At 46.4% G+C, this 24,186-nt stretch carries 19 protein-coding genes; 12 read left to right on the forward strand and 7 right to left on the reverse strand.

Going from position 1 to position 24,186, the window contains the following annotated elements; translation table 11 throughout:
- Positions 1 to 104: 104 nt before the first annotated feature.
- Complete coding sequence (locus J2W69_RS01365; protein WP_310273810.1) at positions 105 to 902, forward strand: putative porin; 798 nt, start codon at positions 105 to 107, stop codon at positions 900 to 902.
- A gap of 530 nt (positions 903 to 1,432) precedes the next feature.
- A complete protein-coding gene (locus J2W69_RS01370; RefSeq protein WP_310273812.1) occupies positions 1,433 to 1,927 on the forward strand; it encodes a transposase in 495 nt (164 codons plus the stop codon).
- Positions 1,928 to 1,939: 12 nt separating this feature from the next.
- Here J2W69_RS01370 and J2W69_RS01375 read toward each other — a convergent pair whose 3' ends face one another.
- Positions 1,940 to 2,824: a LysR family transcriptional regulator gene (locus J2W69_RS01375; protein ID WP_310273814.1), complete on the reverse strand. Its 885-nt coding sequence runs from the start codon at positions 2,822 to 2,824 to the stop codon at positions 1,940 to 1,942.
- Between the two features lie 115 nt (positions 2,825 to 2,939).
- On the opposite strand from J2W69_RS01375, the gene J2W69_RS01380 reads away from it, so the two are divergent.
- The 4 genes from J2W69_RS01380 to J2W69_RS01395 all read left to right on the forward strand — a co-directional run bounded on the left by J2W69_RS01380 (position 2,940) and on the right by J2W69_RS01395 (position 9,871).
- On the forward strand, positions 2,940 to 4,019 hold the full coding sequence (locus J2W69_RS01380; protein ID WP_310273816.1) for an efflux RND transporter periplasmic adaptor subunit: 1,080 nt from the start codon (positions 2,940 to 2,942) through the stop codon (positions 4,017 to 4,019).
- Between the two features lie 3 nt (positions 4,020 to 4,022).
- On the forward strand, positions 4,023 to 7,094 hold the full coding sequence (locus J2W69_RS01385; protein WP_310273818.1) for an efflux RND transporter permease subunit: 3,072 nt from the start codon (positions 4,023 to 4,025) through the stop codon (positions 7,092 to 7,094).
- A gap of 159 nt (positions 7,095 to 7,253) precedes the next feature.
- Positions 7,254 to 9,026: a M14 family metallopeptidase gene (locus J2W69_RS01390; protein ID WP_310273820.1), complete on the forward strand. Its 1,773-nt coding sequence runs from the start codon at positions 7,254 to 7,256 to the stop codon at positions 9,024 to 9,026.
- A 137-nt stretch (positions 9,027 to 9,163) separates the two neighbouring features.
- Complete coding sequence (locus J2W69_RS01395) at positions 9,164 to 9,871, forward strand: hypothetical protein (protein ID WP_310273822.1); 708 nt, start codon at positions 9,164 to 9,166, stop codon at positions 9,869 to 9,871.
- A 442-nt stretch (positions 9,872 to 10,313) separates the two neighbouring features.
- On the opposite strand, the gene J2W69_RS01400 is transcribed toward J2W69_RS01395, so the two are convergent.
- Together J2W69_RS01400 and J2W69_RS01405 are read right to left on the reverse strand one after the other, a co-directional pair.
- The gene (locus J2W69_RS01400; protein ID WP_310273824.1) at positions 10,314 to 11,009 is read right to left on the reverse strand and encodes a DUF2306 domain-containing protein; all 696 of its coding nucleotides are present in this window, start codon (positions 11,007 to 11,009) and stop codon (positions 10,314 to 10,316) included.
- A gap of 36 nt (positions 11,010 to 11,045) precedes the next feature.
- Positions 11,046 to 11,882 (reverse strand): DUF2306 domain-containing protein, encoded by an 837-nt coding sequence (locus tag J2W69_RS01405; protein WP_310273826.1) that lies wholly within the window; start codon positions 11,880 to 11,882, stop codon positions 11,046 to 11,048.
- Positions 11,883 to 12,186: 304 nt separating this feature from the next.
- Between J2W69_RS01405 and J2W69_RS01410 the strand changes: the two genes are divergently transcribed.
- Entirely contained in the window at positions 12,187 to 13,323 is a 1,137-nt protein-coding gene (locus tag J2W69_RS01410) for a helix-turn-helix transcriptional regulator (protein ID WP_310273828.1), read from the forward strand.
- Between the two features lie 91 nt (positions 13,324 to 13,414).
- Here J2W69_RS01410 and J2W69_RS01415 read toward each other — a convergent pair whose 3' ends face one another.
- The 4 genes from J2W69_RS01415 to J2W69_RS01430 all read right to left on the reverse strand — a co-directional run bounded on the left by J2W69_RS01415 (position 13,415) and on the right by J2W69_RS01430 (position 18,250).
- On the reverse strand, positions 13,415 to 14,842 hold the full coding sequence (locus J2W69_RS01415; protein WP_310273830.1) for an O-antigen ligase family protein: 1,428 nt from the start codon (positions 14,840 to 14,842) through the stop codon (positions 13,415 to 13,417).
- Between the two features lie 142 nt (positions 14,843 to 14,984).
- Positions 14,985 to 15,545, reverse strand: a complete 561-nt coding sequence (locus tag J2W69_RS01420; RefSeq protein WP_310273832.1) for a hypothetical protein — start codon at positions 15,543 to 15,545, stop codon at positions 14,985 to 14,987.
- A gap of 21 nt (positions 15,546 to 15,566) precedes the next feature.
- A complete protein-coding gene (locus tag J2W69_RS01425) occupies positions 15,567 to 17,591 on the reverse strand; it encodes a bifunctional diguanylate cyclase/phosphodiesterase (protein ID WP_310273834.1) in 2,025 nt (674 codons plus the stop codon).
- Between the two features lie 5 nt (positions 17,592 to 17,596).
- Positions 17,597 to 18,250, reverse strand: a complete 654-nt coding sequence (locus tag J2W69_RS01430) for a transglutaminase-like cysteine peptidase (protein ID WP_310273836.1) — start codon at positions 18,248 to 18,250, stop codon at positions 17,597 to 17,599.
- Between the two features lie 394 nt (positions 18,251 to 18,644).
- On the opposite strand from J2W69_RS01430, the gene galU reads away from it, so the two are divergent.
- The 5 genes from galU (at position 18,645) to J2W69_RS01455 (ending at position 24,186) form a co-directional block, all read left to right on the forward strand.
- Positions 18,645 to 19,577, forward strand: coding sequence for a UTP--glucose-1-phosphate uridylyltransferase GalU (galU, locus tag J2W69_RS01435; RefSeq protein ID WP_310273838.1), 933 nt, complete (start codon positions 18,645 to 18,647; stop codon positions 19,575 to 19,577).
- A 98-nt stretch (positions 19,578 to 19,675) separates the two neighbouring features.
- A complete protein-coding gene (locus J2W69_RS01440; protein ID WP_310273840.1) occupies positions 19,676 to 21,034 on the forward strand; it encodes a UDP-glucose dehydrogenase family protein in 1,359 nt (452 codons plus the stop codon).
- A gap of 11 nt (positions 21,035 to 21,045) precedes the next feature.
- Complete coding sequence (locus tag J2W69_RS01445) at positions 21,046 to 21,924, forward strand: glycosyltransferase family 2 protein (RefSeq protein WP_310275065.1); 879 nt, start codon at positions 21,046 to 21,048, stop codon at positions 21,922 to 21,924.
- A complete protein-coding gene (locus J2W69_RS01450; RefSeq protein ID WP_310273842.1) occupies positions 21,921 to 23,156 on the forward strand; it encodes an O-antigen ligase family protein in 1,236 nt (411 codons plus the stop codon). The genes J2W69_RS01445 and J2W69_RS01450 overlap by 4 nt, the downstream gene beginning before the upstream one ends.
- The gene (locus tag J2W69_RS01455) at positions 23,131 to 24,186 is read left to right on the forward strand and encodes an acyltransferase family protein (RefSeq protein ID WP_310273844.1); all 1,056 of its coding nucleotides are present in this window, start codon (positions 23,131 to 23,133) and stop codon (positions 24,184 to 24,186) included. Before J2W69_RS01450 ends, J2W69_RS01455 begins: the two co-directional genes overlap by 26 nt.

A 24,186-nucleotide genomic window follows, 5' to 3' on the forward strand; every position in this document is an offset into this window, starting at 1 on the left:
GTTATCTGTTTGATATTTATGCACTTCTTTACAAAGCCATTCAGAGAGCATTAACTTTCAGAAGTTTACACTACCTGCGTTTTCTCAACCAAAAGGTAGTAATTATGAAACGTTCTATGCTCGCTTTACTTATCGCTGTAGTCTCAACCGGTGCAGCAGCGGACAGCTATCAAAATGAATCGTCAGTTGGTTATACCAGTGCTGATGTCAGTAATAACATCATCAATGTTGATGTGGATAGATGGCAACTGAAGCATCAATATTTTTTTAATGCAGTAGATACTTCAGGCAAAACACCACGTGCTGAAGCTGCATTTATCAACAAAAATGCCAGCGTGTTTGGTACTTTATCCCGTATCTATATTGATCATCAGCTTGGTGATACTGAGCTGAATGGCTGGTCCGTGGGTGGTGAATATATGGATAAAAGCCATAACTTCTATGGTCAGTTGGAATGGATGCATTTCAGCGGTACTAAGCAACAGAATGTAGAAGGTACGCTAGGTTACTTCATCAGCAATGACTGGTTAGTAGGTGCAATTTTTGAGCATGACAGACCGGATCAAGGTGGTAGCAGCACTAACTATGGTGTGATGACCAAAAAGTTATGGGATTTAGGCACGGGTGATATGATCAATCTGGAAGCAGAAATTCTGGATTACCGCCAGGCTTCAACCACCCGTTATGGTGTAGCTGCAGATTATTACTTCGGTAAAAACTTCTCTGCCGGTGTGGGTTATGAGTGGTTATCTGACGGTTTCCTGAGCGAAAGTGATGACAGCCTGAGCCTGCGCGCGAAATGGTTTGCCTTGCCTAACCTGTCGTTATCAGCAAGCGTAGCCTTTGATGCGCTGGAAACGGGTGACGATCTGTATCAGTTGGGCGCAAGCTACCGCTTCTAATCTATTGCCCGTCGTATTTGGCGGCGCAGTATCCGGGCGGGGATAAACCCCGCCCCTACAATTTATTGATTTTAATCAGAATTATTGTAGGGGCGACCTTTATGGTCGCCCGCAGTTTTTGATCAATTTTATTGTCCGTCGTGGTATTTGGCGCCGCAGTTTTTGATCAATTTTATTGCCCGTCGTGGTATTTGGCGCCGCAGTATTTGGGCGGGGGTAAATCACACCCCTACAATTTATCGATTTTAATTAGAATTAGTGTAGGGGTGACCTTTATGGTCGACCGCAGTTTTAATCAATTTTATTGCCTGTCGTGGTATTTGGCGCCGCAGTATTCGGGCGGGGGTAAACCCCGCCCCTACAATTTATTGATTTTAATCAGAATTAGTGTAGGGGCGACCTTTATGGTCGCCCGCAGTTTTTAATCAATTCACACTGGTGTCCACAATGCCCAGCGCCGACTAAACTTAGTGAGTAAAAGAAGGCGGCTTATCAGATAGACAGACGGAATATTTTCATAGGGGGCTGGGATGCTGAACTCTGTATTACCTCAAAGGCGCTCAGGGCGTTTAAAAGACTTTGATTACAGTAGCAATGGTTTCTACTTCATCACTCTATGTTGTTATAAACGTTTTTTACTCTTTGGTGAGATTGTCGACCACCAGATGCAAACCAATGCTATAGGCTCACTTGTTGCTTTGCAATGGCAAAAAGTACCAGAGCGTTTTCCTGCTGTAGAGCTGCATCCATGGGTTCTGATGCCGAATCATTTTCACGCTATTCTTGCGCTTTCCCATGAGCCAAAAACACAAGGCACAAAGTTAGGCGCTGTGGTTGGCGCTTTTAAATCTCTATCACAAAAAGCGCTTCGTGGAACGTTTGGTCAGAATACACCGCAACTTTGGCAGCGGGGCTATTACGATCATGTGATCCGGAATGAAGAAGCGTATCAACATATAGCCAACTACATTCAAACTAATCCAAGAAGCTGGCAAACGGATTATTTCAACTGTTCAGGGCGATGATTTTTTAGGGTATTAACTTGCGGTCAGTTGCTGCCAGATGGCTTTTGCTACAGGGCCTAATAATTGATCTTTATGCCGCACTAAATGCACTTCGCCCTGAATAAACTTTGGAAACTCTTTAGGTTTTAGTTGCACTAAAGCACCAGTTGCAAGTTCGGTTGCGACCTGATGCCGTGCCACCATGCCCCAGCCTAAATGGGCTAACAGCGCTTGTTTCATGCATAAACTGTTGTTCACTTTCACGCGGCGTGCCGATTGCAGGGGGAGTAATTTTCCGCTGTCAAAATCCAGTGCTTCTGAATTCGCGACTAATTGGGGCAATTCGGCTAACTGGGTCTGGTGAGTTAAAGGTTCAGTCAGCTGCTGTAAAAACTCCGGACTGGCAACACATAAAACATCAAAACTTCCAATAGCCACTGATTCAAAATCGCCGAGACTGATAAAGACCGGATACCAGGGGCTGATGGCTAAATCAACCTGCTGATTTTTAAGCTTTTCCAGTGCCTGCAGCCGATAGTCGCAGCTTAATAATAATTCGGTATGTGGAAACTGGTGTTGAGCCTGCCGAATGGCTGGTAAAAAAGGTGCCAGATCCACAGCTTCGTCAAAAGCTAAAGCTAAACTGGCTTCAGCACCACGGCTTAAATGCTGCGCTAAAGATTTCAGTTGGGCACTTTGATGCAGAAGTTGTTGAGCTTGTTGATAAAAACGTCGACCAGCTTCGGTAAATTGCAGGCGATAGTGACTGCGGTCCACTATAGTAAAACCGCATTCCTGTTCGAGTTTCTTCAGCGCCATACTCAAAGCAGGTTGAGTTTTATGCAATTTAATCGCGGCTTGTAGCAGGCTTTCACTGCCAGCCACAGCATCGAGAATATACAGCTGAGTTAAGTTCATCAATTTTTCTTATATAGAACTGAAATAAATATAAATTTTAATCTTATCGTGGCTTTTGTATAGTGCCAGCGCAAATTAAGTGCTGTAGCCAGAACAAAAAAGGGAGAGGTTCAAAATGTCCAGACAAAATATGATCTATGCAGTCTTAACTATGCTGTGGCTTGTGGGTTGTTCCGAGCCTGTGGTAACCACAGAGCAAAGCCTGAGCAGGCCTGTAAAGTTGCATCTGGTGCAGGATGGCCAGCAAAAAGTGATCCGGCAGTTTCCGGCTATAGTTGAACCTACTGAAAACGCCCGTTTAACCTTTCGTGTCAGCGGTAAACTGACTCAATTTTCTATTCGCCCAGGTCAGGAAGTTCAAAAAGGCGACGTGCTGGCGCGTTTAGATCCAACTGATTTTAAGCTCAGGGTGGAACAGGCCCAGGCAAAATACCAATTATCCAAGGCCCAGTTTGACAGAGCCGCCAGCCTGATTGGTCAGAATCTGGTGTCGCAAGCCATGTACGATGAAACCAAAGCTCAGTTGCAGGTGGCTGACGCCGATTTAAAAACTGCCCAGGCCAATTTAAGTTACACCGAATTAGTGGCGCCTTTTAGCGGCATAGTGTCGCGTTCTTTAGTGGACAATCATGAAAATGTGGCTGCTCAGCAAGCTATTCTGGAACTGCAACTCAAAGGCATGGTGGATGTGGTGATCCAGGTGCCAGAGGATGTGATAGCCCTGGTGAAAAAAGATGTCGATTATCAACCGCAAGTGATTTTTGATTCCTACCCAAGCTTAAGTTACAAAGCCAACATTAAAGAGTGGGACACCAGAGCAGACAGCGCGACCAACAGTTTTAAAGTGGTGTTCAGTATGGCTGCGCCTGAGGAATTTAATGTGCTCTCTGGCATGACAGCCAATGTAGTGGCTGATATGAGCAAGTTAATGCGAGCTCAGGCTTCTGTAGTTGTGGTGCCTGCCACAGCAGTATTTGCCGCCAATGATCAGCCTGTGGACGCTGCAGAGCGTTTTGTCTGGGTATTCAGTGAAGGCAAAGTGAATCGTCGTGCTGTTACTGTGGGGCGTTTAACAGAGCAGGGCATAGAAGTCTTATCAGGTTTAGCCGCAGGAGATCAGGTGGTGACAGCTGGTGTACAGCAACTGACTGAAAACCTGCAGGTGCGTCCATGGCAACGTGAGCGGGGGCTGTAAATCATGGATGTTGCTCAGTATTTTATTAAAAACAAAACCTCGTCATGGCTGGTCACCGCTATTTTACTGATAGGCGGCATTATGGCCTATTTCGGCCTGGGCCGGTTGGAAGACCCACAGTTTACGCTGAAACAGGCACTGATCATTACCTCTTACCCTGGCGCTTCACCTTTGCAGGTGGAAGAAGAAGTCAGTTATCCGATTGAAAATGCCATTCAGCAGCTGCCTTATGTGGACCATGTCACTTCTATTTCTACCAATGGCACATCGCAAATTATGGTGGAGATGAAAGGCATTTACCGGGCGACTGAGCTCAAACAAATCTGGGACGAGTTACGCCGTAAGGTGAATGATTTAAGGCCCCAGTTGCCGCCTGGAGTGCAAAGCCCTGTGGTCAATGATGACTTTGGTGATGTGTACGGCATGTTGTATGCCATTACAGGGGATGGCTATTCAGACGAAGAAATTCGCGACTATGTTGATTTTTTACGTCGTGAGCTGGTGCTGGTGGAGGGCGTTGGCAAAGTCTCTGTCAGTGGTCGTCAGCAAGAGCAGGTGGTGGTCGAGATCTCCCGTTCACGTCTGACAGCTTTAGGTATTCCGCCGACACAAATTGCCAGTTTATTGCAAACTCAAAACGTGGTGTCCAATGCCGGTGCTTTGCGGGTGGGGCCAGATCGGATCCGCATTCATCCGACCGGTGAGTTTCAATCGGTGCAGGAGCTGGAACAGCTGATCATCAGTAACCCAGCAGCTAAAGAGCTGATTTACTTAGGTGATGTGGCCAAAGTGTACAAAGATGTACAGGAAGTACCGAGCCAGATCATCAAGTTTGACGGTAAAAATACCCTGACGCTGGGGGTTTCTTTCAGCAAAGGCGTGAACGTGGTTGATATAGGCGCTTTAGTTACTCAGCGTCTGACTGAACTGGAATATGCCCGTCCTGTGGGCATGGAAATTAACAGCATTTACAACCAACCCGCTGAAGTAGAAACCTCTGTTGGTGGTTTTGTGTTAAATCTGCTGGAAGCAGTGGTGATTGTGATTGTCGTGCTGCTGATTTTTATGGGGCTGCGTAGTGGTTTGCTGATCGGGCTTATTTTGCTGCTGACCGTACTTGGCACCTTTATTTTTATGCAGCAGATGCAAATTGAGCTACAGCGGGTATCGCTTGGCGCCTTAATTATTGCTTTAGGCATGCTGGTGGACAACGCCATTGTCATTACCGAAGGTATTTTAATCGGGATGCAACGACGCTTAAGCATCAGCCAGTCGGCTTCGGCTATTGTGAAACAAACCAAATGGCCTTTATTAGGCGCCACCATCATTGCCATTACCGCTTTTGCCCCTATTGGTTTATCCAGTGATGCGACGGGGGAGTTTGCCGGCAGTTTATTTTGGGTTTTGCTGGTGAGTTTGTTGTTAAGTTGGCTGACCGCTATTACGTTGACGCCCTTTTTTGCCAGCCTGTTTTTTAAAGAAGAACTCAAAGCTGATGCAAATGAGCAGCAGGGCGAAGCTGAACTGTATCGTGGTGCTATTTTTGACGGCTACAGAGCGGTTTTAACTGCAGTGCTGAAGTACAGACTGTTAAGTTCTGCCCTGATGATTCTGCTGTTAATTTTGTCTGTGCTTGGTTTTAGCCAAGTGAAGCAAGTGTTTTTTCCTGCGTCTAACACTCCTATTTTTTTGGTGGATTTATGGCAACCTGCAGGGACTGATGTACGGCAATCCGATGCGGAAGCTTTAGATATAGTCAAGTATCTGAAAACGCTGGACGGAGTGGAAGCTGTTACTTCAACCGCAGGTCGTGGTGCTGATCGTTTTATGCTGACTTATCAGCCTGAACGTTTTTATGCAGCTTTTAGCCAACTGATAGTACGGGTTGAAGACAAAGCGTTTTTTGTTGAGCGGATGAAGGATGTAGAAGGTTTTATCACAGAACAGCATCCGGGTTTGCAATTCAAACTAAAACGGCTGGATGTGGGGCCTGCAACACCAGCTAAGCTGGAAGCCCGTTTTAGTGGCGCTGATCCTGATGTATTACGGCAATTGGCGGAGCAAGCCAAAGCTGTACTGGCAGCAGATGCAGGCACCCGGAATTTACGGGATGACTGGAGCAACAGAGTCAAAGTGATCCGGCCACAGTTTAACGAAGCGGTAGCGCGCAGAGTGGGCATCAGCAAGCAGGATATTGACGATGTGCTGCTGACTCATGTCAATGGCCGCACAGTGGGCATTTACCGTGACGGCACTCACTTATTGCCTATTATCACCAGAGCGCCGGACTCAGAGCGACAAAGTGTCGATGCGCTGGCGGACTTGCAGGTGTATAGCCCTAAACTGAACCGCTATATCCCGATCAGCCAGGTGGTCAGCAGCTTTGATCTGGAATGGGAAGATCCACAAATTAAACGCCGGGACCGTAAACGGACCCTGACTGTGATGGCCGATCATAATATTCTCAGTGACGACACAGCCGCAGCTTTGCTCAACAGAGTACGACCAGAAATCGAAGCCATTGTGTTGCCACCTGGTTATAGTCTGGAGTGGGGCGGAGAGCTGGAAGCCCAAACCAAAGCGCAAAAGGCTCTGTTCAGTTCTTTGCCATTGGGCTACCTGGTGATGTTTGTCATTACCGTTTTGCTGTTCGGTTCGATGCGGGATTCGCTGGTGATTTGGGCTTGCGTGCCTATGGCACTGATTGGCGTCACGCTGGGCTTGCTGGTGGTGAATGTACCTTTTGGCTTTTTAGCCTTGCTGGGTTTTTTAAGTTTGTCTGGCATGCTGGTGAAAAACGGCATAGTGCTGGTGGATCAAATCAAGCTGGAACTCAGTCAGGGGTTAGCACCTTATCAGGCGGTGTACGACAGTGCAGTCAGTCGGGTTCGTCCTGTGTCTATGGGCGCTATTACCACCATTTTAGGCATGGTACCTCTGGTCACGGATGACTTCTTCGCCAGCATGGCCGTGGTTGTTATGTTTGGCTTAGGTTTTGGTACCATCCTGACCTTGCTGTTTTTACCTTTGATGTATTGTTCTATTTATCGGATCCCTTCCAAAATTCAGCCCTGAACATCAGCTCAACTGGCATTGTGAATACTGAACAATGCCAGTTGAGCCTGATTTTATCGCCCAGGCCACTTTATCTGGGCGCAGGTCTGGCATGTGTTGGCTGTTAATGGTAAAAACTGGGTCCATATAATGTAAAGCCCCGATATGGATCTCCTGCTCATGAAAAAACTCGCCCTTAGTCTGGCGTGCAGCTTTGTCTTCTCTGTTACTGCTGCCGACCATTTACCGCCTTTGCCCGATTGGCAAGGTGCCAGTTTAAGTTTGATTAAACCCAGCCAGCATCCCTGGGTGACTCCGGCTGAAGTTTCTGATCTGTCTGAAACTCCCGACTACCAAAGCACCATCAAATATCTGGAACGTCTGGCAGCCAGCACCTCATTAGTGAAACTGGAAGTGATAGGCCAAAGCCCACAGGGCCGGGCTATTTATCTGGTTAAAGCAGGCACAGATCCGGATATGATAGGCCGGGACGATAAACCGCTGTTATTGGCGCAATCCGGTATTCACAGCGGAGAAATTGACGGCAAAGACGCAGGTTTAATGTTGCTGCGTGACATAGTGCATGGCGACAAAGCCGATTTATTAAAAGAAGTAAACCTGCTGTTTATTCCGATCTTTTCTGTGGACGGACATGAGCGTAGCGGTAAATACAACCGCATGAATCAACGTGGGCCAGAAACCCAAGGCTGGCGGAGCACAGCCCAAAACTTAAATTTAAACCGTGATTATACGAAAGCAGAAGCCCCTGAGATGCAGGCACTGCTGAAGTTACTCAATCGTTATCAGCCAGATTTATACCTGGACTTGCATGTCACAGACGGTGAAGACTATCAGTACGACATTACTTATGGTTTTAACGAACCTTTTGCCGCCACCAGTTCGAATGCAGCCAGCTGGCTGGCCAGCAGTTTCCGTCCTGCGATGGATCAGGCTTTGAGCGAAGCCGGTCATATTCCCGGCCCTCTGGTGTTTGCCTACGACAGTACAGACTTCAGCAAAGGTTTAACTGGCGCAACCTCCAGCCCACGCTTTTCCAATGGCTATGGTGATGTGCGGCATATTCCGACAGTACTGGTGGAGAACCACAGCTTAAAGCCTTATAAACAACGGGTGTTAGGCACTTATGTGCTGCTGGAACAGAGTTTGAAACTGTTGCAGCAACAAGGTGCTGTGCTGAAACTGGCGAAAAAAGCCGATGAAAATGCCCGCCCTCAGCGTCAGGTATTGGCGTGGAAAGCCAGTGAAACACCAGACTTTATCAGTTTCAGGGGCGTGGAAGCTGTGCAGAAAAAAGATGCAGTTACAGGCGTGACTTATCAAACCTGGACAGGCAAGCCGGTGCTGTTTGACCAGTTGCCTGTGTACTGGGAAAAAGAAGTAGCGGCAGAAATTGAAGTACCAAAAGCCTACTGGATCCCGCCAGAGCAGCAAGAAGTGATCGCCAAACTGGCCTTGCATGGCGTGCAGTTTACCAGCTTAAAATCGCCAAAAACTGTGCAGTTGCAGCAGTTAACCGCTGTGTCGCATCAATTCGCCGATAAACCTTTTGAGGGCCGTTTTGGTGTTACCGCTGAATTTAGCCGCAACTGGCAAAAAATCCGTTTACCGGCAGGTTCAGTCCGCGTCAGCACCGATCAGCCTTTAGGTGCTTTGGCTGTGGCTTTACTGGAACCCACAGCACCGGATTCGTTATTCAGCTGGGGTTATATGCCTGGCATGTTTGAGCGAACAGAATACTTTGAAACCTACGCTATAGTGCCTTTGATTGAAACTGCACTGAAGCAGGATAAAAAACTTAAAGCTGAATTTGAAGAGGCGCTAAAGCAGGATAAAAAGCTGGCAGCAGACTCCAAAGCCAAGCTGCAATGGCTGTATCAGCGCCTGCCATACTACGATCAGAACTACCTGAAATACCCAATATTGATTGAATGAGTTGCCAGTTGAGCGAGGTCAGAATCTTGATTCTGACTTCGGGTTTTGTGTCCATAATTTATGTTTGGAGTGCCATTCTATTTTTATTAAACGCTTTCGCCTTCGGTTAACAATGCAGGTTTAAGGAGTAAGTGACGATGAAAAAGTTAAAATTCCCTATATTTGTAAAGCCAGAGTTTTCAGAAACAGATGTCTTTGTTTTTGCCAAAGCCTCTCAGTTTGAGAGGGAGGACGTTGTTGCGGGACTCGCTCGTTTAGGGGGACAGCGTCAACCTGATTTTTTTCTTTCCTATATGAAATCTGCTGAAGTTTTGATTAATCATGGCATTGAAACCAATTCATTGGATGATGTCGCTCTCCCCGTTTTTTATCTACAAAGGCATGCCGTCGAGTTGCTGCTAAAAAGATTGATTTGTTGGCTTTATGAAACAAATGAATTTGAAGAAAATGCTAGTTTGGGAAGGTCAATATTTTTAAGCGTTAATAAAAACGGTAAAGAAACTTCAACTTTCAAAGGACAGCATGATCTTAAATCCATAAGCAAGGTACTTAATAGTGCCGTGGCGCTTTTCAATACGATTGCGGTTCCTCAAGTGATAAGTGATGTTGTTGAATTAATAGCTGTTTTTGAAAAGCAGGATCCTACATGGTCGAGATATCCAACAAGCGGTACAGGAAGTAAACATCACGATCAGGAAAATCCTGTTCCTTTGGCGAAGATACAAAAATACCTAGATTTAATACGGGATAGTGTAGTTTATAAAGCTAACGAAGAGTCGACCTTTGAAAATCATCTTTATGACTTATGGTTAACGTCAGCTCGTGCAACTGGTCATGCAGGTTAATAAAAAGACAATTTAATGTTTAGTTTTATTGAGTTTATACAGCCATAAGGTGCCGTGACTGCAGATCTCTCGATCCTTGTTTCTCAGACTACCGCCGCACTGGTTATTCTATGATCCTGCCTGCTAAATACGATGCCACTTAAACACAATAGGGTAATAAAGAGCAGGGCATTGGCTGGTGCCTGCAAAGAGCTGACCCTGATGGGCTATTAATTAAAAACTAACCGGCCAACTGCGACACAGCGAGCCAACCCGCACCTGTAAAACAGTTAAGCGAAGCCAACAAGAGCAACGCCAATTTAGCAACCGTTTGCAGCAAACCGACAAACGGGCGAGCTCTGACTATTTGGCGCTGCTGCTAAGAAAGCTAAACCAGAGCAATGCCGGAACAAATCTACTGACTGAAACCGTTAAGACCAAAAAAACCTGTTAACACCAAAATTTAGCGCGACGACTGTGCAACGGCAGTTTGTGTCTGCGCTGACATTCGCGTCTTTAAACCCCAAATACTAACGCGAATAACCCAATACGCTGTTAAACATAAAACCAGTACCACTGGCCCTGCAAGGGTATAGATATTTCTCATTGCTTCGGGAATAAACTGAGACTGGCCAAGAAAAAAAGAGGCTGTGGCAATAAGCATTGCAAAACCTATGCGCCAAACATGGCGAACGAGTTGCCATTTATGCTTAAGCCTTCCTTTCGCTATCACGCGGATATCTAAAGTCGCAGCTAAAAGTGATATTGAACCAAAAACAATAATAGCTTGTACAGGATTACCATCTATTGAAGACAAACCGTTATTTAACGCAGTTAAACCGGTATAAATTGCATAAACTCCGGTGGTAAAACCTAAAGCCATAAAAATGGAATGGACTATCATCGCCTTATTTTTAGGAGGGTGAACGGTTAGATAAGCCGTAACCACAAGATAAAAGGTTACAAGACCAGCGACCATATTAAGCTTTTCCGTAGCGAGAAACGCCAGAAATGCACCTGACATGGCCATTACTATCATTGAAAGAACAAAAGTCAGCCCGAATTTCTTATGTGAATTGCTACCTTTTTTTACCGCAAAACTTAATGCACCACTAATTAGTGCGACCGTACCTGTCAAAATATGCAAGTAAATAAGCACAAAGAACCTCCTCTATTTGTTTAAGCTGTAGTTGTGTTATGCGCCGATTTTGGGGAGCCATGAAACACTGCTGATCGCAAATATACCTAATGCCATCGCGGCACAAATCACAAAGATGAGACTGGCGACGGCAGTCTGGTAGTGTTTGTTTTTAGGCTTACCAGCCCAGAAATACAGTTCCAGCACCGCTAGCGGCAGCAAATACTGGGCAAAGGACACCACTTCGAGGAAAGGGCCGGTGAAGGTTTTGCCGTCGATGCCGATGCCGCCTGTAGCCATAAACCAACCAAATATCATCAGCCGAAGAAACCACACAGCGCTGACCACCATAAACAGCCGCAGTGCCCAGCGACGGTGTGCGGCAAAGTTGCGTTTGATTGCATAGTAAAGTGCTATAGGCACAAAAAGCATGACCAGCACGCCGCTGCCGGTGACACCAATATCCTGAATGAGTGAACCGATGACCCGCTCCCGTGACCAGGTGAGGTAAAATCCAGCGATACTGACAATCACCGATGCCACCATAAAGAACCAGCCGCTGCTACGGTGCAGTAGGGGCAATTTATTACGGATGGCCGGTACCAGCTGGATTTGGCCGGCAGCAATAATCAGGCCCGCCACCAAAATATGAATTGCCAATGCGATATTGCCAATGCTGTCTCCGGTGATAAAGCCATTTGCCAGATGGGTTCCTGCAAAGCCACCGATGCCATCCCCGGCAAACCGAAGGCCGTAATAGCCCAGGATATAAGCCACGAACAGCCACTGGCCTATAGCTGTGACGATAAACCAGGTTTTTGCAGAGCGGGCAAGCCAGTCCGGTTTACGTTTCTGCTGCATCAACGTGTTGGCGTCAATTGTAATATCGGTCATTGTGTTTCCTTGTTTTTTTGGCATATATCCGGCACTGCTTGCTATATATCGTCGGAACAGCCGCTTTATTTTCGTTTAACATGTGCTGGCTGCTTGTTGCTTTGAAACGCTGTTATCCTGCCAGCCAATACGGCCTTTATCGCGCCAAATTTCGAATTCGGCGCATGGTTTTATGCTCAAAATCAGGTTTTTATCGGCGGTTACTTTTTGTAACACAGCCATTGGCAATAAAGAAAAATTGCACTTTGACGTTAACTTAAGCCAACTGTTAGCATGAAGCGTTGGGGCTTGTGGGAGAGGCAGGGTGTACCAGACTATTCATATTGTGTTGCTGATTGTCAGCTTTGGCTTGTTGTGCAGCCAACTGTTCGTGCGGCAAAAAAAGGTGGTGCATCTGCTGTTTGCTGCATTCTGTGGCTCTATGGCGATTACGGCGATTAAACGCCTGGGTGGCGACGGCTTTGGCTTTTACCAGTATTTTTTGGCGATGGGCGCATGCATGACATGCAACGGTGGTTGGCTGCTAGCCCGGGCGTTATTTAGGCAAGGCCGGGCTATTTTACTACAGCATATTCTGGTGGCTGCTGCGATAGCCTTATTAATGGTGAGCTTACAGGCCATGCAGTTGCTGCAACAATTCTGGCCGGAAAGCCAAACACTGCTGGCATCGGCCCGGGTTGTTTGTAAAGAGCTGCTCATCTTGCTGTCTTCCGCCATTTTAATGCTTACGCTGTGGGAAGGATGCCGGGGCTATAGTCAGGCATGCGGTGCTGAGCGCAGGCATCGACAGCTGTTTTTGGCGACCTATGGAGGCGCCATAGCAATTTGTGGGGTAATCGCAAAAATATGGCTGCCAGCCGACGGGGCCGCGTTACAGCATGATTTACTTAGCGCCGTAGCGGCTTTGACCATAATGGTAGTGACGCAATGGCTTATTTATAGCCGCTCTCATAACCCGCTTATCTCTCCGTTGCACGTTGCTGCAGATACGACAACAAAAAAACTGCTCGAGGTTGAACCGGCAAAAACAGAGCCATTGACGACAGTTCTAACCGACGGTGATATGGAACTTTGTGACAACATCCGGCAGCTGCTATTTCAGCAACAGGTGTTTTTACAGGCTAATCTGCGGCTAACCGATCTGGCGAAATTGTTGGATGTACCGGAATATCGTGTCAGTAAATTGCTCAGGTCACAGTTTCACGCCAGCAATTTTAATCAGTTTATTAATACTTTACGCATTGAGTACGCAAAAACATTACTATCAGATCCCGATAAAGGACATTGGCCGGTAGTAGTAATTGGCCTGGAAAGTGGTTTTGCTTCGGTTGGTCCTTTCACTCGATCTTTTAAAACGATAGTGGGTTACACCCCCAATGAGTTTCGCCAAACCGTGAATTGCAGAGTGTCAGAATTGTTGGGCAGATCAAAATCAACCTGACCGTCCTCTATTCGCTCTTAGTGAATTTAATGGCGCACGTTAATCACTCTTAACGTGCATGGAAAAAATCGAAGCTCTGTGCGCTACCCCCTCAAACCTCAGCTGATGCAGACCTCGTCACTTGCTTATCCTGCCTGCTAAATACGATGCCACTTAAACACAATAGGGTGATAAAGAGCAGGGCATTGGCTGGGGCCTGTAAATTAAAATCCACCAGGTTATGGATCAGCATATGGACTATGGCAACAGCACAACCGAAGGCTATGCCTCTGCTGAGTTTGTTGTGTTTGGTTCTCATGGTTTGAAGGTTTAGCCACAGCAGCCAGAGCAGCCATACCCCAAGTAACAGGGTGACTGGCACACCTAATTCAATGGCAAACTGCAGGTATTCGTTGTGGGCATGGTCATAAAACCAATGGTAGTGGTTCGGCTGATAGGCGGGGAATACAGTGTAAAAGCTGCCGCCGCCATGCCCAAGCCAGGGCGCGTCGGCAATGATAGGCAGACTATCCTTCACTACGTCATCACGGGTTTCTGCAGCAAAGGAGGTTTCTTCGTAACGCTGCTGCAGCTTTTCAAGGCCAAACAAAGAGCCGATGACTATCAAGTCCACTACAAAAATACTGATCACCAGAGGTTTAAGCAGCGCAGGTTTATGTTTGTAAAACCAGATGGCGTATAAAGAAACCAGCATTAATGCGGTAAAAAAAGCCGCATTGCCCATACGGGAGCGGCTTAGCACCAGCCCAATCATCATAATGATCAGTGCCAGACGCAGTAAAATTTTGCTGCTGAGTAAAGACCCCAGCACAGTACGGCTTACTTTCCGCCAGTTCCACTTCATAGCACGACTGGATAATTCGGCCATCAGCAAGCCCACACCTAATGCCAGTGTCATGGCCAGATAGTTGGCAAAATGATTCTGGTACACAAAAGAGCCTCTGGCTCTGTTGCCCTCCGCCACTGCAAAAATGGGCGAGAGTTCAATTCCCTGTAAATTCAGCATGGCACCATAAGAGGCCTGAAATACACCACTGGCAATGACGGTATAACACAGCAGTTTGAGTGCGCTGTCGCTACGAAAATAACTGGTAATAAGCCAGGCAAAGAGCCCATAAAACAAGGTTTTAAACCAGAGAATTTCAGTTTGATTTGGATCCACTGTAGTTAGCCATGCGGATGGAGACCAAAGTTGAGCCGCTAATACCCCAGATACAAGCACAAAAGGCAGCAGACTCAGCTGTTGCCAGCGCCCGGTAAACCAGGGGCTGCGGCCTGTGCAGACTGAAACCAGGTGCAGGCTGAAAATAAGTGCGATCAAAAGTTCAAGCAGGGTCCAGGCCCATGGCCTGTTGCTGGCTAAAGGGATGGGCGACCAGACTAAGGTAAAACAACACAATAAACGGATGCTTGTGGCCATTCGCTCTGGTGTTAGTCTGGAGAGGCTGGGCTGATGTGCTTCGCGTACATAGCGCTCAGTGAACAAAGCTGTAGTTTCAGGTAGTACAGTGGTAGTCATCAGCGATCGTTTTCCCTTTGCAAAGCGGCCTTGCCTGCCCGGAAAGATCCGAAATAGCCTGACGCAACGCCAAAAATACAAAGGGCCCAAAGGCCCTCATCGACAGAGTGGCTGAGTTCAGAGAGAACTCACTGAGCCCGGATCAGTTGCCTGAGGCTGTGCCACCGCCGCCGCCGGAACCACCACCAAAACCAGTGCCACCAGGAGCTGGTGCTGCCGGACCTGCAACAGTGCCAGTGCCGCCACCTGAAGCTGTAGCCTGAGCTATCAGGCTCTGGTCCACACTAGCTGATGCTGCCGCAACTGCGGCTATGCTATCTGCAGACATACCAGCGGCCAATGCTGCAGCCAGCACAGCACTGACAGCGTCGTTACACAAACTCAGGCTTAGGTTCAGATCCGGATCGCCAGGCCGCACCACACATAATAGTGCTGCTGCTTCCAGCGCTGTTTGCAAAATAGCTTCTTTACTTACCTGATCCGGCGCTGCTTCGATCAAGGCCTGAGTTTCAGCTTTGATATCAGCTAAAGTCTGGGTTTCCGCTTGCACCGAGGTCATATTTTGGCTTTGATACTGAGCAATCTTTGCCTGATTCAGAGTAACAAGGGCTTCAACAGAGGCAGCATCCTGTGCCATGGCCGGAACTGAACTGAACACTGCGGCTGCAAACCAAATTGCAGCGAAAGTTATGACTTTTTTCATTTTTTGTATCCTTGTTAATGGCTATTCAGACAAGCGCAGCGAACTCAAGCTAATGAGTTCTGTTGCCAGGCCAGATTTTCCCTGTTGTATAGTGACCTTCTGTGGTGCAAGCAACCAACTGCCCTGAACCGCATTGATTCCCGCAGTAAAACAAATATCCATCATCTGCTCAGATTCAATATGCGGAGCCAGCACCTGAATGCCTATGCCGTGACAGATCTGGCACAAGGTCTGTATAAAGAACTTATTTTCCGGATCTTTCAGTGCGCTGGCATACGCTGCGTCAATCTTTACATAGTCCAGATCCAGGCCCTGCAGGTATTTGAAGCTGGTCATGCCGGCGCCAAAACCCTCTATACACACTTTGCATTGGTTACTTTTAATGATGTTCATCAAGGCTTTAGTTTCGTCAGGTGCTTTTAAAACAGAGTACTCAGATACTTCGAATACCAGGCTGACTTTGCCATTGAGCTGTTTAAGCTGTTTTTCCAGCCAGAGTGAGAATAATGCTGAAGCGACCGCACCTTGTGACAGGTTGATAGCATAAGTTCTGCCGGGTTTATGCTGTACTTGGTTCAGGATATAGCTGATCACCTGCTGATCCAGTTGTACTGACAATCCCTGTTGTTCAGCCATGGCGTAGGTTTCTGTGGTCGACAGCTGCGAATGCTGAAAATAAAACCGGACAAAGGTTTCAATATATTCAACCGATTGATCGGCCTTCACCACAGGTTGTGCCCATAACTCAAAATTCTGGTTTTGGATCAGAGCGGTGATCACTGAATGCCAGGCCATTCTGCCTTCAGGTTTCAGTTGCATCTTGTTGTCTGTCACCCATAAGGGCAGATCGGGTTGTTGAATACGTTGAATAATGGCGCTGTCCAGCGTCGACAGGCAGTGATGCAGCGTATTGTCTGGTTCAACTGTCATCAGCGCTACTGAGGCAAAGCCTTGTGGAAAAAACACACTGTCCATGGATTTGAGTGCAGAGCTGAGCTGCTGCAGCTGTTGTTCCAGCGACTCGGCACTGCTTTGACTTAACAGGATAAAATCACTGCCACCCAGCCGGAACAATTGGCTGCTGGCCGAATGCTCCAGTGCCTGTTTAAACTCTTTTACCGCCAATAAAATATACTGATCCGCAGCTTGAAAACTCTGACTCTGATGCACCTCTGTGAGCGAATGCAGGCTCATCATGGCCATATGCAGATGCAGATCATGGGTTTTTTGCTCGTTTTGCTCTGCTACAAAACGTTGCTCCAGCAGTCTTCTGTTGCCAAGGCCTGTCAGCAGATCGGTAAATACTTTGACCTTCAAATCGTCTGCCTGCTGGCTAAGAGACAGAAAAACCCGCTGAATATTAGCCACCATGGCGTTCATTGCCACAACCACAGAGCGCAGATCAGTGGTAAAAGGCAGCTTATCCTGTTGTAAAAAGTTCTTTTTACTGACTTCGCGAGCCTGGCGTTCTATTTGCCGTAAAGGGGCGAGCACCAGAAAAACGATCCACTGGATCACCAGTACACTGAAAAATGCAATAAGGGCGATACTGTAAAAACTTTGCCTGGCTTGATGCCACAAAGTTTTGTAGGCAATACCAGGGTTGGATTGTATCGACAAGAGGCCTGCTGGCAGCCAGCCATTATTTACTTCAGAGCTTTGCAGTGGTGGCTGCAGTGGAAATAACGCGACAAACCATTGAGGGACTTCGTCATACTCAATGGGATTCTGTCGTTTAATTTTGATCTGGTTCTGGCTGGTTCTAAACTCGATATCTGCATAATAACCTGAATCAAAAATTGCATTCACCATGGTTTGGGCTATCACCAAATCCGGGTCGTCCATATAAGCCGACATCGACAAACCCAGACTGGTAGCCGCATCCTGGGCATGAGATTTCATCTGGGTATTCAGGTACTGTTGAGTGCTTTGTACTGAGATATACAAACTGACTAAAAAGCTAAATACCGCCACCAACACAATCAACAAGTGCAGTTGCGCTTTTAGCGAGATACCGGGGAGTTTCCCCCTCAACTTATGAGCCATTACAGTTACATTCCCTTTTCTATCCGGTTCAGCAATTCCTGCCAGTTCGAGCCACCTGTTTTTCCTTCCACTTTACGTCCCAAGCCATGCGCTTTTGCCAGCCACAAGCCTTCGGCGTTAAAACCGTAAACAGGTTTAAGATCAGGTCTTCGGGTTGCCGGCAGGACTTTTTTTACAATATTGTCCAGAACCAGTGGCACTGACTGGTCAGTCTCCATGTAAATCAGCACCATATGAGGCTCATTGACTGACAAAGCCCTGACGTACATGATGCGCAGTTTTGCATCAGGTACACCCATGGCCCGCAGGGATACATATTTAGCTATGGCAAAATCCTCACAATCTCCAGCTGCAGTAGCCAAAGTTTCCAATGGTGTTGCCCAATAATCGGCCTGACCCCAATGCTCCGGATCAGATTTAAAACGGATCTGGTTATTAAAAAAGCTGTTGACCTTATTAAGCCGGATCCAGTCGGATTCCGATTGGCCTTGCTCAAGCAAATCACGCCATCTTTCTACTCTGGTCAGCGCCGCCTCACCATAGGTGCTGCGAATAGTGTCCAGTATCTGTGGCTCAAACAGCTGCAGCGCATAACTGGTTTTGCCGGATAAAGAGACGGAAAAAGACAGCAGTGCTACCACAACATACTTCAGTAGCATAAAGCTCCTCTTCTGCGCGGATAAGCCGGGGGCTGACTGATGAAGGATAAGGTACAGGATCTGCAGCAATAGTTTAGAGCGCTACCGCACCAAAGGAGCAGAGTGATCTGAGTTAAGCTAAAGGCAAGCCAAAGTTTTTTATCATTTTTATCAAATAAAACTTATGGGGTGTCTTATGTTCTCTGATTGAACAGGGAGTATAAGCCGCTGCGTGCTGTTGTTTATTCAGAACAGCTTGTGTCTCTGTAGTGACAGAGCACAAAGCGCGCAGATAAACACCAGTCTCCGACTGTCGGAGTACCTTGAGGCCAGGAGCTGCCTTTTGCGGATCGGTTGAGCGAAAGCCTGGCTTTTTATTTCAACATTAATCAGCACATCAGAGAGGGAACTTGTTATGCAATCACCTGAATTTCGTAAAGTAACCAGAGCTGTGATCCCTGTTGCAGGTTTAGGCACCCGTATGTTGCCAGCCACCAAAGCCATTCCGAAAGAAATGCTGCCCGTTGTTGATAAGCCACTGATCCAGCATGTGATAGAGGAAGCCGCTGCTGCAGGTATTACTGAGATAATACTGGTGACTCATAGCAGTAAGAACTCGATCGAAAACCATTTTGATACCAGCTTTGAATTAGAAACTCAGTTAGAGAAAAGAGTAAAACGCTCCTTGCTGGACGAAGTGCGTTCTATTAATCCTAAACATGTCACAGTGATTTCCGTGCGTCAGCCTATGGCTTTGGGTCTTGGCCATGCCATTTTGTGTGCCGCACCAGTCATTGGTAACGAACCTTTTGCGGTATTGCTGCCTGATGTGTTGATCAGCAAGTATGAAAGTAATTTAAAACAAGAAAATCTCAAAACCATGCTTGACCGTTATCAGCTGACCGGCACCAGCCAGGTGATGGTTGAAGAAGTTCCGGCTTTAGCTGTCAGCTCTTATGGTGTGGTTGACTTAAATGGTGAATCTATAGCAGCAGGACAATCTGTGCGGCTGCACGCCATGGTAGAGAAACCAGCTATAGATGAAGCGCCATCTACTATGGCGATCACCGGACGTTATGTGTTGTCTCCTGCGGTTATGGATATTCTGAAGTTTACCCAGCCAGGCGCTGGCGGCGAAATTCAGCTGACGGATGCGCTGGCTTTGTTGCTGAAAGATCAAAGCATGGAAGCTTATCGAATTGTTGGCCGCAGTCATGACTGCGGCAGCAAATTGGGTTACCTCGAAGCCATCATCACTTACGCACTGAAAGATCCTGCTTTAGGAGCAGACTTTGGTGCCTACCTGCAAAAGTTATTAAGCACAAATAAATTGAGTCTGATTGCCTGAAAAGTATGTGCTGTCTGTCATGTAGCAGGGCGGGCACTGTGCTTCATTGTGTTTAACGACCAGTTTTTTGCATTCGGTCAAAGTCAAAGGATCTACAAATGAAGTTAAGTATTTTTGGTACAGGTTATGTAGGGTTAGTGACGGGCGCTTGCCTGGCTGACGTAGGGCACGATGTGATTTGTGTCGACATCAATCAGAGCAAAATTGACAGCCTGAAACAGGGCGGCATTCCTATTTATGAGCCAGGCCTGGAAAACGTAGTGAAAACGAACGTCGCGCAAGGCAATTTAAGATTTACCACCAGTGCGGAAGAAGCGGTACAGCACGCAGAAGTTATTTTTATTGCCGTAGGAACACCACCAGACGAAGACGGCTCGGCTGATCTGCAATATGTGATGGCCGTTGGCAAAACCATAGGGCAGTTGATGACCAACTATAAAGTGGTGGTCAATAAAAGCACCGTGCCTGTAGGGACAGCGGACAAAGTAACAGCTGTGATCCAGCAGGCGCTGCTGGAAAGGAATTGCGCCGCTGAGTTTGATGTTGTATCCAACCCTGAGTTTTTAAAAGAAGGTGCAGCTGTTGCCGACTTTATGCGGCCAGACCGCATTGTGATAGGCACCAGTTCCGACTTTGCGGAAGGCATCATGCGTGAGGTTTATGCGCCTTTTAACCGCAATCACGAAAAAATAATAGTGATGGATGTACGCAGCAGTGAATTAAGCAAATATGCGGCGAACTGCATGCTGGCCACCAAAATCAGTTTTATGAATGAAATGGCGAATATTGCAGAGCGGGTAGGGGCTGATATTGAAAACGTGCGTAAAGGCATAGGCTCAGACCCCCGTATTGGTTACCACTTTATTTACGCAGGTTGTGGCTACGGTGGCAGTTGTTTCCCAAAAGACGTGCAGGCGCTGGCGCAAACCGCGAAGCAATATGGCTACGAGCCGGGCATTCTGGATGCGGTTGAAGCTGTGAATCATAGACAAAAACAAAAGCTGTTTGAACTGATCTGCACGCACTACGGCGTGGACACAGCGAAAGCTGGGGTAAAAGACTGTCTGAAAGGAAAAGTTTTTGCTGTATGGGGCCTGGCCTTTAAACCCAATACAGATGACATGCGCGAAGCGCCGAGCCGGGTGCTAATAGAACAGCTGTGGGCAGCAGGTGCCACAGTTCAGGCTTATGATCCTGAAGCTATGGAAGAAACTCAGCGTATTTACGGCAGTACCGACAAACTGGCGTTAACAGGCACCAAAGAGTCTGCGTTAAAAGGAGCGGATGCGCTGGTGATCTGCACCGAATGGAAGTCGTTTAAAACACTGAATGCAGACATCTTAGCCGGCAATATGAAAGAGATGCTGGTGTTTGATGGGCGTAACCTGTTTGACGTTGCAAGAATGCGCGACCAGGGCGTGAAGTACTACTCCATTGGCAGACCCGCTTTATGCTGATCTCGGTATCTATGTGCACGTACAAACGGCAGCATTTGCGACAAACCTTAGACAGCATTGCTCTTTTGGTGATCCCTCAGGGGGTGAGTATCGAAGTTCTGGTGGTGGATAACGATGAACTGCAGAGTGCTAAAGCCATCATTGATGCAGTTCGGCGGGATTTCCCGTATCCACTGAACTATTACTCAGAGCCGGTAAAAAATATTGCAGCCGCCAGAAATAAGCTGCTTGAAGCAGCCAATGGAGACTGGATAGCTTCTATTGATGATGATGAAGTGGCTGATCCCTTATGGCTGGCTGCTTTGACAGCGACAGCTGACCACTACAGTGCAGATGTTGTCTTTGGCCATGTCATTGCTGATTTCCCGGACAATACGCCAGCCTGGATTAAAGAAGGCAATTATTTTTCAAGAAAAACCCATAAAACCGGCACTGAAGTAAGCAGTGGCGGCAGCGGCTGTACCCTGATCAACAGATTATTTTTAGAAAAACATCAGCTGAAATTTGATCTCTCTTACGGTACAACAGGCGGTGAAGATGTGCAGTTGTTTTACCGAATGTTTCGCTTAGGCGCCAAACTGGTGTTTTGCAAAGAAGCCATAGTGCATGAGTCTGTGGAAAGGAACAGGCTGACGTTAAGTTATCTGAAAAAACGTGCGGTCAGAATAGGCCAGACCTATGCGCGCTACCGCTTAGAGCAAGCCACGGTGCAGCAAAAGTTTCTGTTCGCTGTTAAAAATCTGATACTGCTGTGCTGCATATCCATCGTCAGCTTGTTTTCCTACCCTTTGAATAAACAGCTGTTTCTGAAGTGTTATCTGAAAGCCCTGGATAAATATGGAAAAGTAGCCTCTGTATTAAATGGGAAAAAAGTGGAACTCTATAAATGAGTGTCTTTTTAGAACGATACTCTTTGTTGCTTATTCTGCTTTTTTGTATGGGTTTAATGGAACCGCAACTGGCGGCAAAAATTAGCCTGGTCGACACTGATTTAGACGTGCAAATAGCTGATATATCAAGCGGCAGCATGTTAAAGCAAGTGTTGTGGGGCGGATTGTTCTTATTCTTTTTGGCTAAACATTGCCTGAATACCAGGTTGATTTTGCAAGGGCCAGGATTCCAGCTGGCCCTGTTGCTGCTTCTGCTTGTTTGTTTAGTCTTTTTCATCAGCGCTTTATGGTCCAGCTATCCGGCTCTGTCGATAAAGCGAACCATCTTTCAGCTGATATTCGTTTTTACTGTGATGTCAGCCACCCTGTATTGCTACCAGCATGGTTTGATCGGTAAAAACATTAAGTATGCAGCCTATAGTGCATTTTTTATGCTGGCAGTGACTGTTGTTTTAGGTACGGCCTTTCATCCAAGTGGCGACATGGTTGGATACGCAAAAGGTAAAAATGCCTTGGGTATGAACATGTTATGCCTGGTGTTAATGCTGACTTTGTTCTATAAAAGCGTGAATGAAAAGCTAAGAAATACAAGTTATCTGATTGCTATAGCTTTGGTGGTCTTGCTGCTGTCGCAAAGCAAAACATCCATGTTTATCTTGTTATTGTTTGCTCTGTTAACCCTGCTGCCTTCCTTCGCTCTACGACTGGTGATGGCGTCTTTGTTTGTTTCATTTGTAACGCTCTTTATCATTTTCCCAAGTTATATGCATTACTTTGGCTCCATGGATACGTTGCTTGGCATAGTCGACGATGAGACCTTAACAGGGCGGGGCTTTATCTGGAATACATTGTATTACGACCTGCATTACTTCGATAAATTTGGTTTGGGTTATGGCTACGGCTCTTACTTCGGTCTGCCTGAGTTGCCTTATTTTTTTGATAACCGCTTTAGTTTTCTCAGATTCATCAGTAGCACGCACAACGGATACTTAGATATGTTGCTTCATGTGGGTACATTGCTTGCTCTGTGTGTGATGTGTGTATTTTTTAAATTAGCGAATTATATAAAAGACAAATATTTCTTTGCTGCGTTAATTCTGCCTGTTGTTCATAACTTTACTGAAAGCTCAGTCGTCAAAGATGACTCAATGGTATGGTTTTTTATGATTTTTATCATATCGTACAGCTGCATAAAGGGAGATTGTAATGCAAAGAATCGGTTGGCTGGATAGCAGTCGGGGCCTGGCAATATTAATGATTATTCTGATCCATTATGTTGGTGCGCTTGAAACCCGCGATTTTATCTCTGAAGCCATGATGCTCGGCATTAAGTCTGTTTTAAGAGTGGCAACGCCATTTTTTATACTGATATTTGGCTTTACATTTTTTACCTTCTTCTCCAGAAAAGTTGAACATATAACGGCTGTGGTTTCCTTATACAAAAAGTTAGCAATAAAGATACTTTATATATTTCTGGCCAGGGAGTTTATTGTATTGATCAGCTCCTTCAGATATGAACGGGCATCTGAGCATCTGATCGATATTTTGCTGTACAGAGAGACGTCAGGATCCGGTGAAATTCTGACGTTTTATATGTTTGCCCTTATGGTGTCTCCGCTGGTGCTTTATCTGGTGAAATCCATCCATCCGCTATGGTTGTTGTGCTTAGCAATAGCTGTGTACAGCTTTGGATATGGCATTGGCAGTCATTTTGAGCACTTGCGCGAGGCCACGTTTTTCAGATTGTTTTTTTATGATGTCTATCCCTTTTTCCCGTTTTACGGTCTGGTGTTATTAGGCTTCTTTTTCTCCAGAATGTATTCGTTTTGGTCTGTTGACCGACAGCGGGTTTTATTCTTTTTAAGTGTCAGTGTATTTTCTATACTCTGTGCATTCTTAATTTTGATGCAGACGTCCGATAATGTATTAAGAGAGCTGGCGAATGCGGAATTAAAGTCACCTCCTACTGCGTCCTACATGTTGTTGTATGTGGGGCTTGTCATCATTATTGTTTTAATCAATGCTTATGTGACTAAACGAAATTATGTTCCGCTTTGGATTGAAAATGTATTAAATACAATTGGCAGGAATAGTCTGCTTGCTTACACGCTGCACTATACCCTGTTTCTTTCATCATTTATTATGCAGTTTGCCTTTGGGCATACCAATAAAACCCTGGAAATAACAGCATTTATTATCATGATGCTGTGTCTCTATTTGCTTCTCGTATTTGCAGAGCGCCCAAGCTCAAGGAATAAATAA

The sequence above is a fragment of the Rheinheimera soli genome (genome assembly GCF_031457405.1).
Lineage (GTDB): Bacteria > Pseudomonadota > Gammaproteobacteria > Enterobacterales > Alteromonadaceae > Pararheinheimera > Pararheinheimera soli_A.

What these genes read in the sequence shown, in the direction of transcription:
- J2W69_RS01395 (WP_310273822.1), top strand. Translation starts at nt 9,164, where the DNA reads ATGAAAAAGTTAAAATTCCCTATATTTGTAAAGCCAGAGTTTTCAGAA.
- J2W69_RS01405 (WP_310273826.1), bottom strand. Translation starts at nt 11,882, where the DNA reads ATGACCGATATTACAATTGACGCCAACACGTTGATGCAGCAGAAACGT.
- J2W69_RS01415 (WP_310273830.1), bottom strand. Translation starts at nt 14,842, where the DNA reads ATGACTACCACTGTACTACCTGAAACTACAGCTTTGTTCACTGAGCGC.
- galU (WP_310273838.1), top strand. Translation starts at nt 18,645, where the DNA reads ATGCAATCACCTGAATTTCGTAAAGTAACCAGAGCTGTGATCCCTGTT.
- J2W69_RS01420 (WP_310273832.1), bottom strand. Translation starts at nt 15,545, where the DNA reads ATGAAAAAAGTCATAACTTTCGCTGCAATTTGGTTTGCAGCCGCAGTG.
- J2W69_RS01390 (WP_310273820.1), top strand. Translation starts at nt 7,254, where the DNA reads ATGAAAAAACTCGCCCTTAGTCTGGCGTGCAGCTTTGTCTTCTCTGTT.
- J2W69_RS01380 (WP_310273816.1), top strand. Translation starts at nt 2,940, where the DNA reads ATGTCCAGACAAAATATGATCTATGCAGTCTTAACTATGCTGTGGCTT.
- J2W69_RS01425 (WP_310273834.1), bottom strand. Translation starts at nt 17,591, where the DNA reads ATGGCTCATAAGTTGAGGGGGAAACTCCCCGGTATCTCGCTAAAAGCG.
- J2W69_RS01385 (WP_310273818.1), top strand. Translation starts at nt 4,023, where the DNA reads ATGGATGTTGCTCAGTATTTTATTAAAAACAAAACCTCGTCATGGCTG.
- J2W69_RS01375 (WP_310273814.1), bottom strand. Translation starts at nt 2,824, where the DNA reads ATGAACTTAACTCAGCTGTATATTCTCGATGCTGTGGCTGGCAGTGAA.
- J2W69_RS01440 (WP_310273840.1), top strand. Translation starts at nt 19,676, where the DNA reads ATGAAGTTAAGTATTTTTGGTACAGGTTATGTAGGGTTAGTGACGGGC.
- J2W69_RS01370 (WP_310273812.1), top strand. Translation starts at nt 1,433, where the DNA reads ATGCTGAACTCTGTATTACCTCAAAGGCGCTCAGGGCGTTTAAAAGAC.
- J2W69_RS01455 (WP_310273844.1), top strand. Translation starts at nt 23,131, where the DNA reads ATGCAAAGAATCGGTTGGCTGGATAGCAGTCGGGGCCTGGCAATATTA.
- J2W69_RS01450 (WP_310273842.1), top strand. Translation starts at nt 21,921, where the DNA reads ATGAGTGTCTTTTTAGAACGATACTCTTTGTTGCTTATTCTGCTTTTT.
- J2W69_RS01445 (WP_310275065.1), top strand. Translation starts at nt 21,046, where the DNA reads ATGTGCACGTACAAACGGCAGCATTTGCGACAAACCTTAGACAGCATT.
- J2W69_RS01430 (WP_310273836.1), bottom strand. Translation starts at nt 18,250, where the DNA reads ATGCTACTGAAGTATGTTGTGGTAGCACTGCTGTCTTTTTCCGTCTCT.
- J2W69_RS01365 (WP_310273810.1), top strand. Translation starts at nt 105, where the DNA reads ATGAAACGTTCTATGCTCGCTTTACTTATCGCTGTAGTCTCAACCGGT.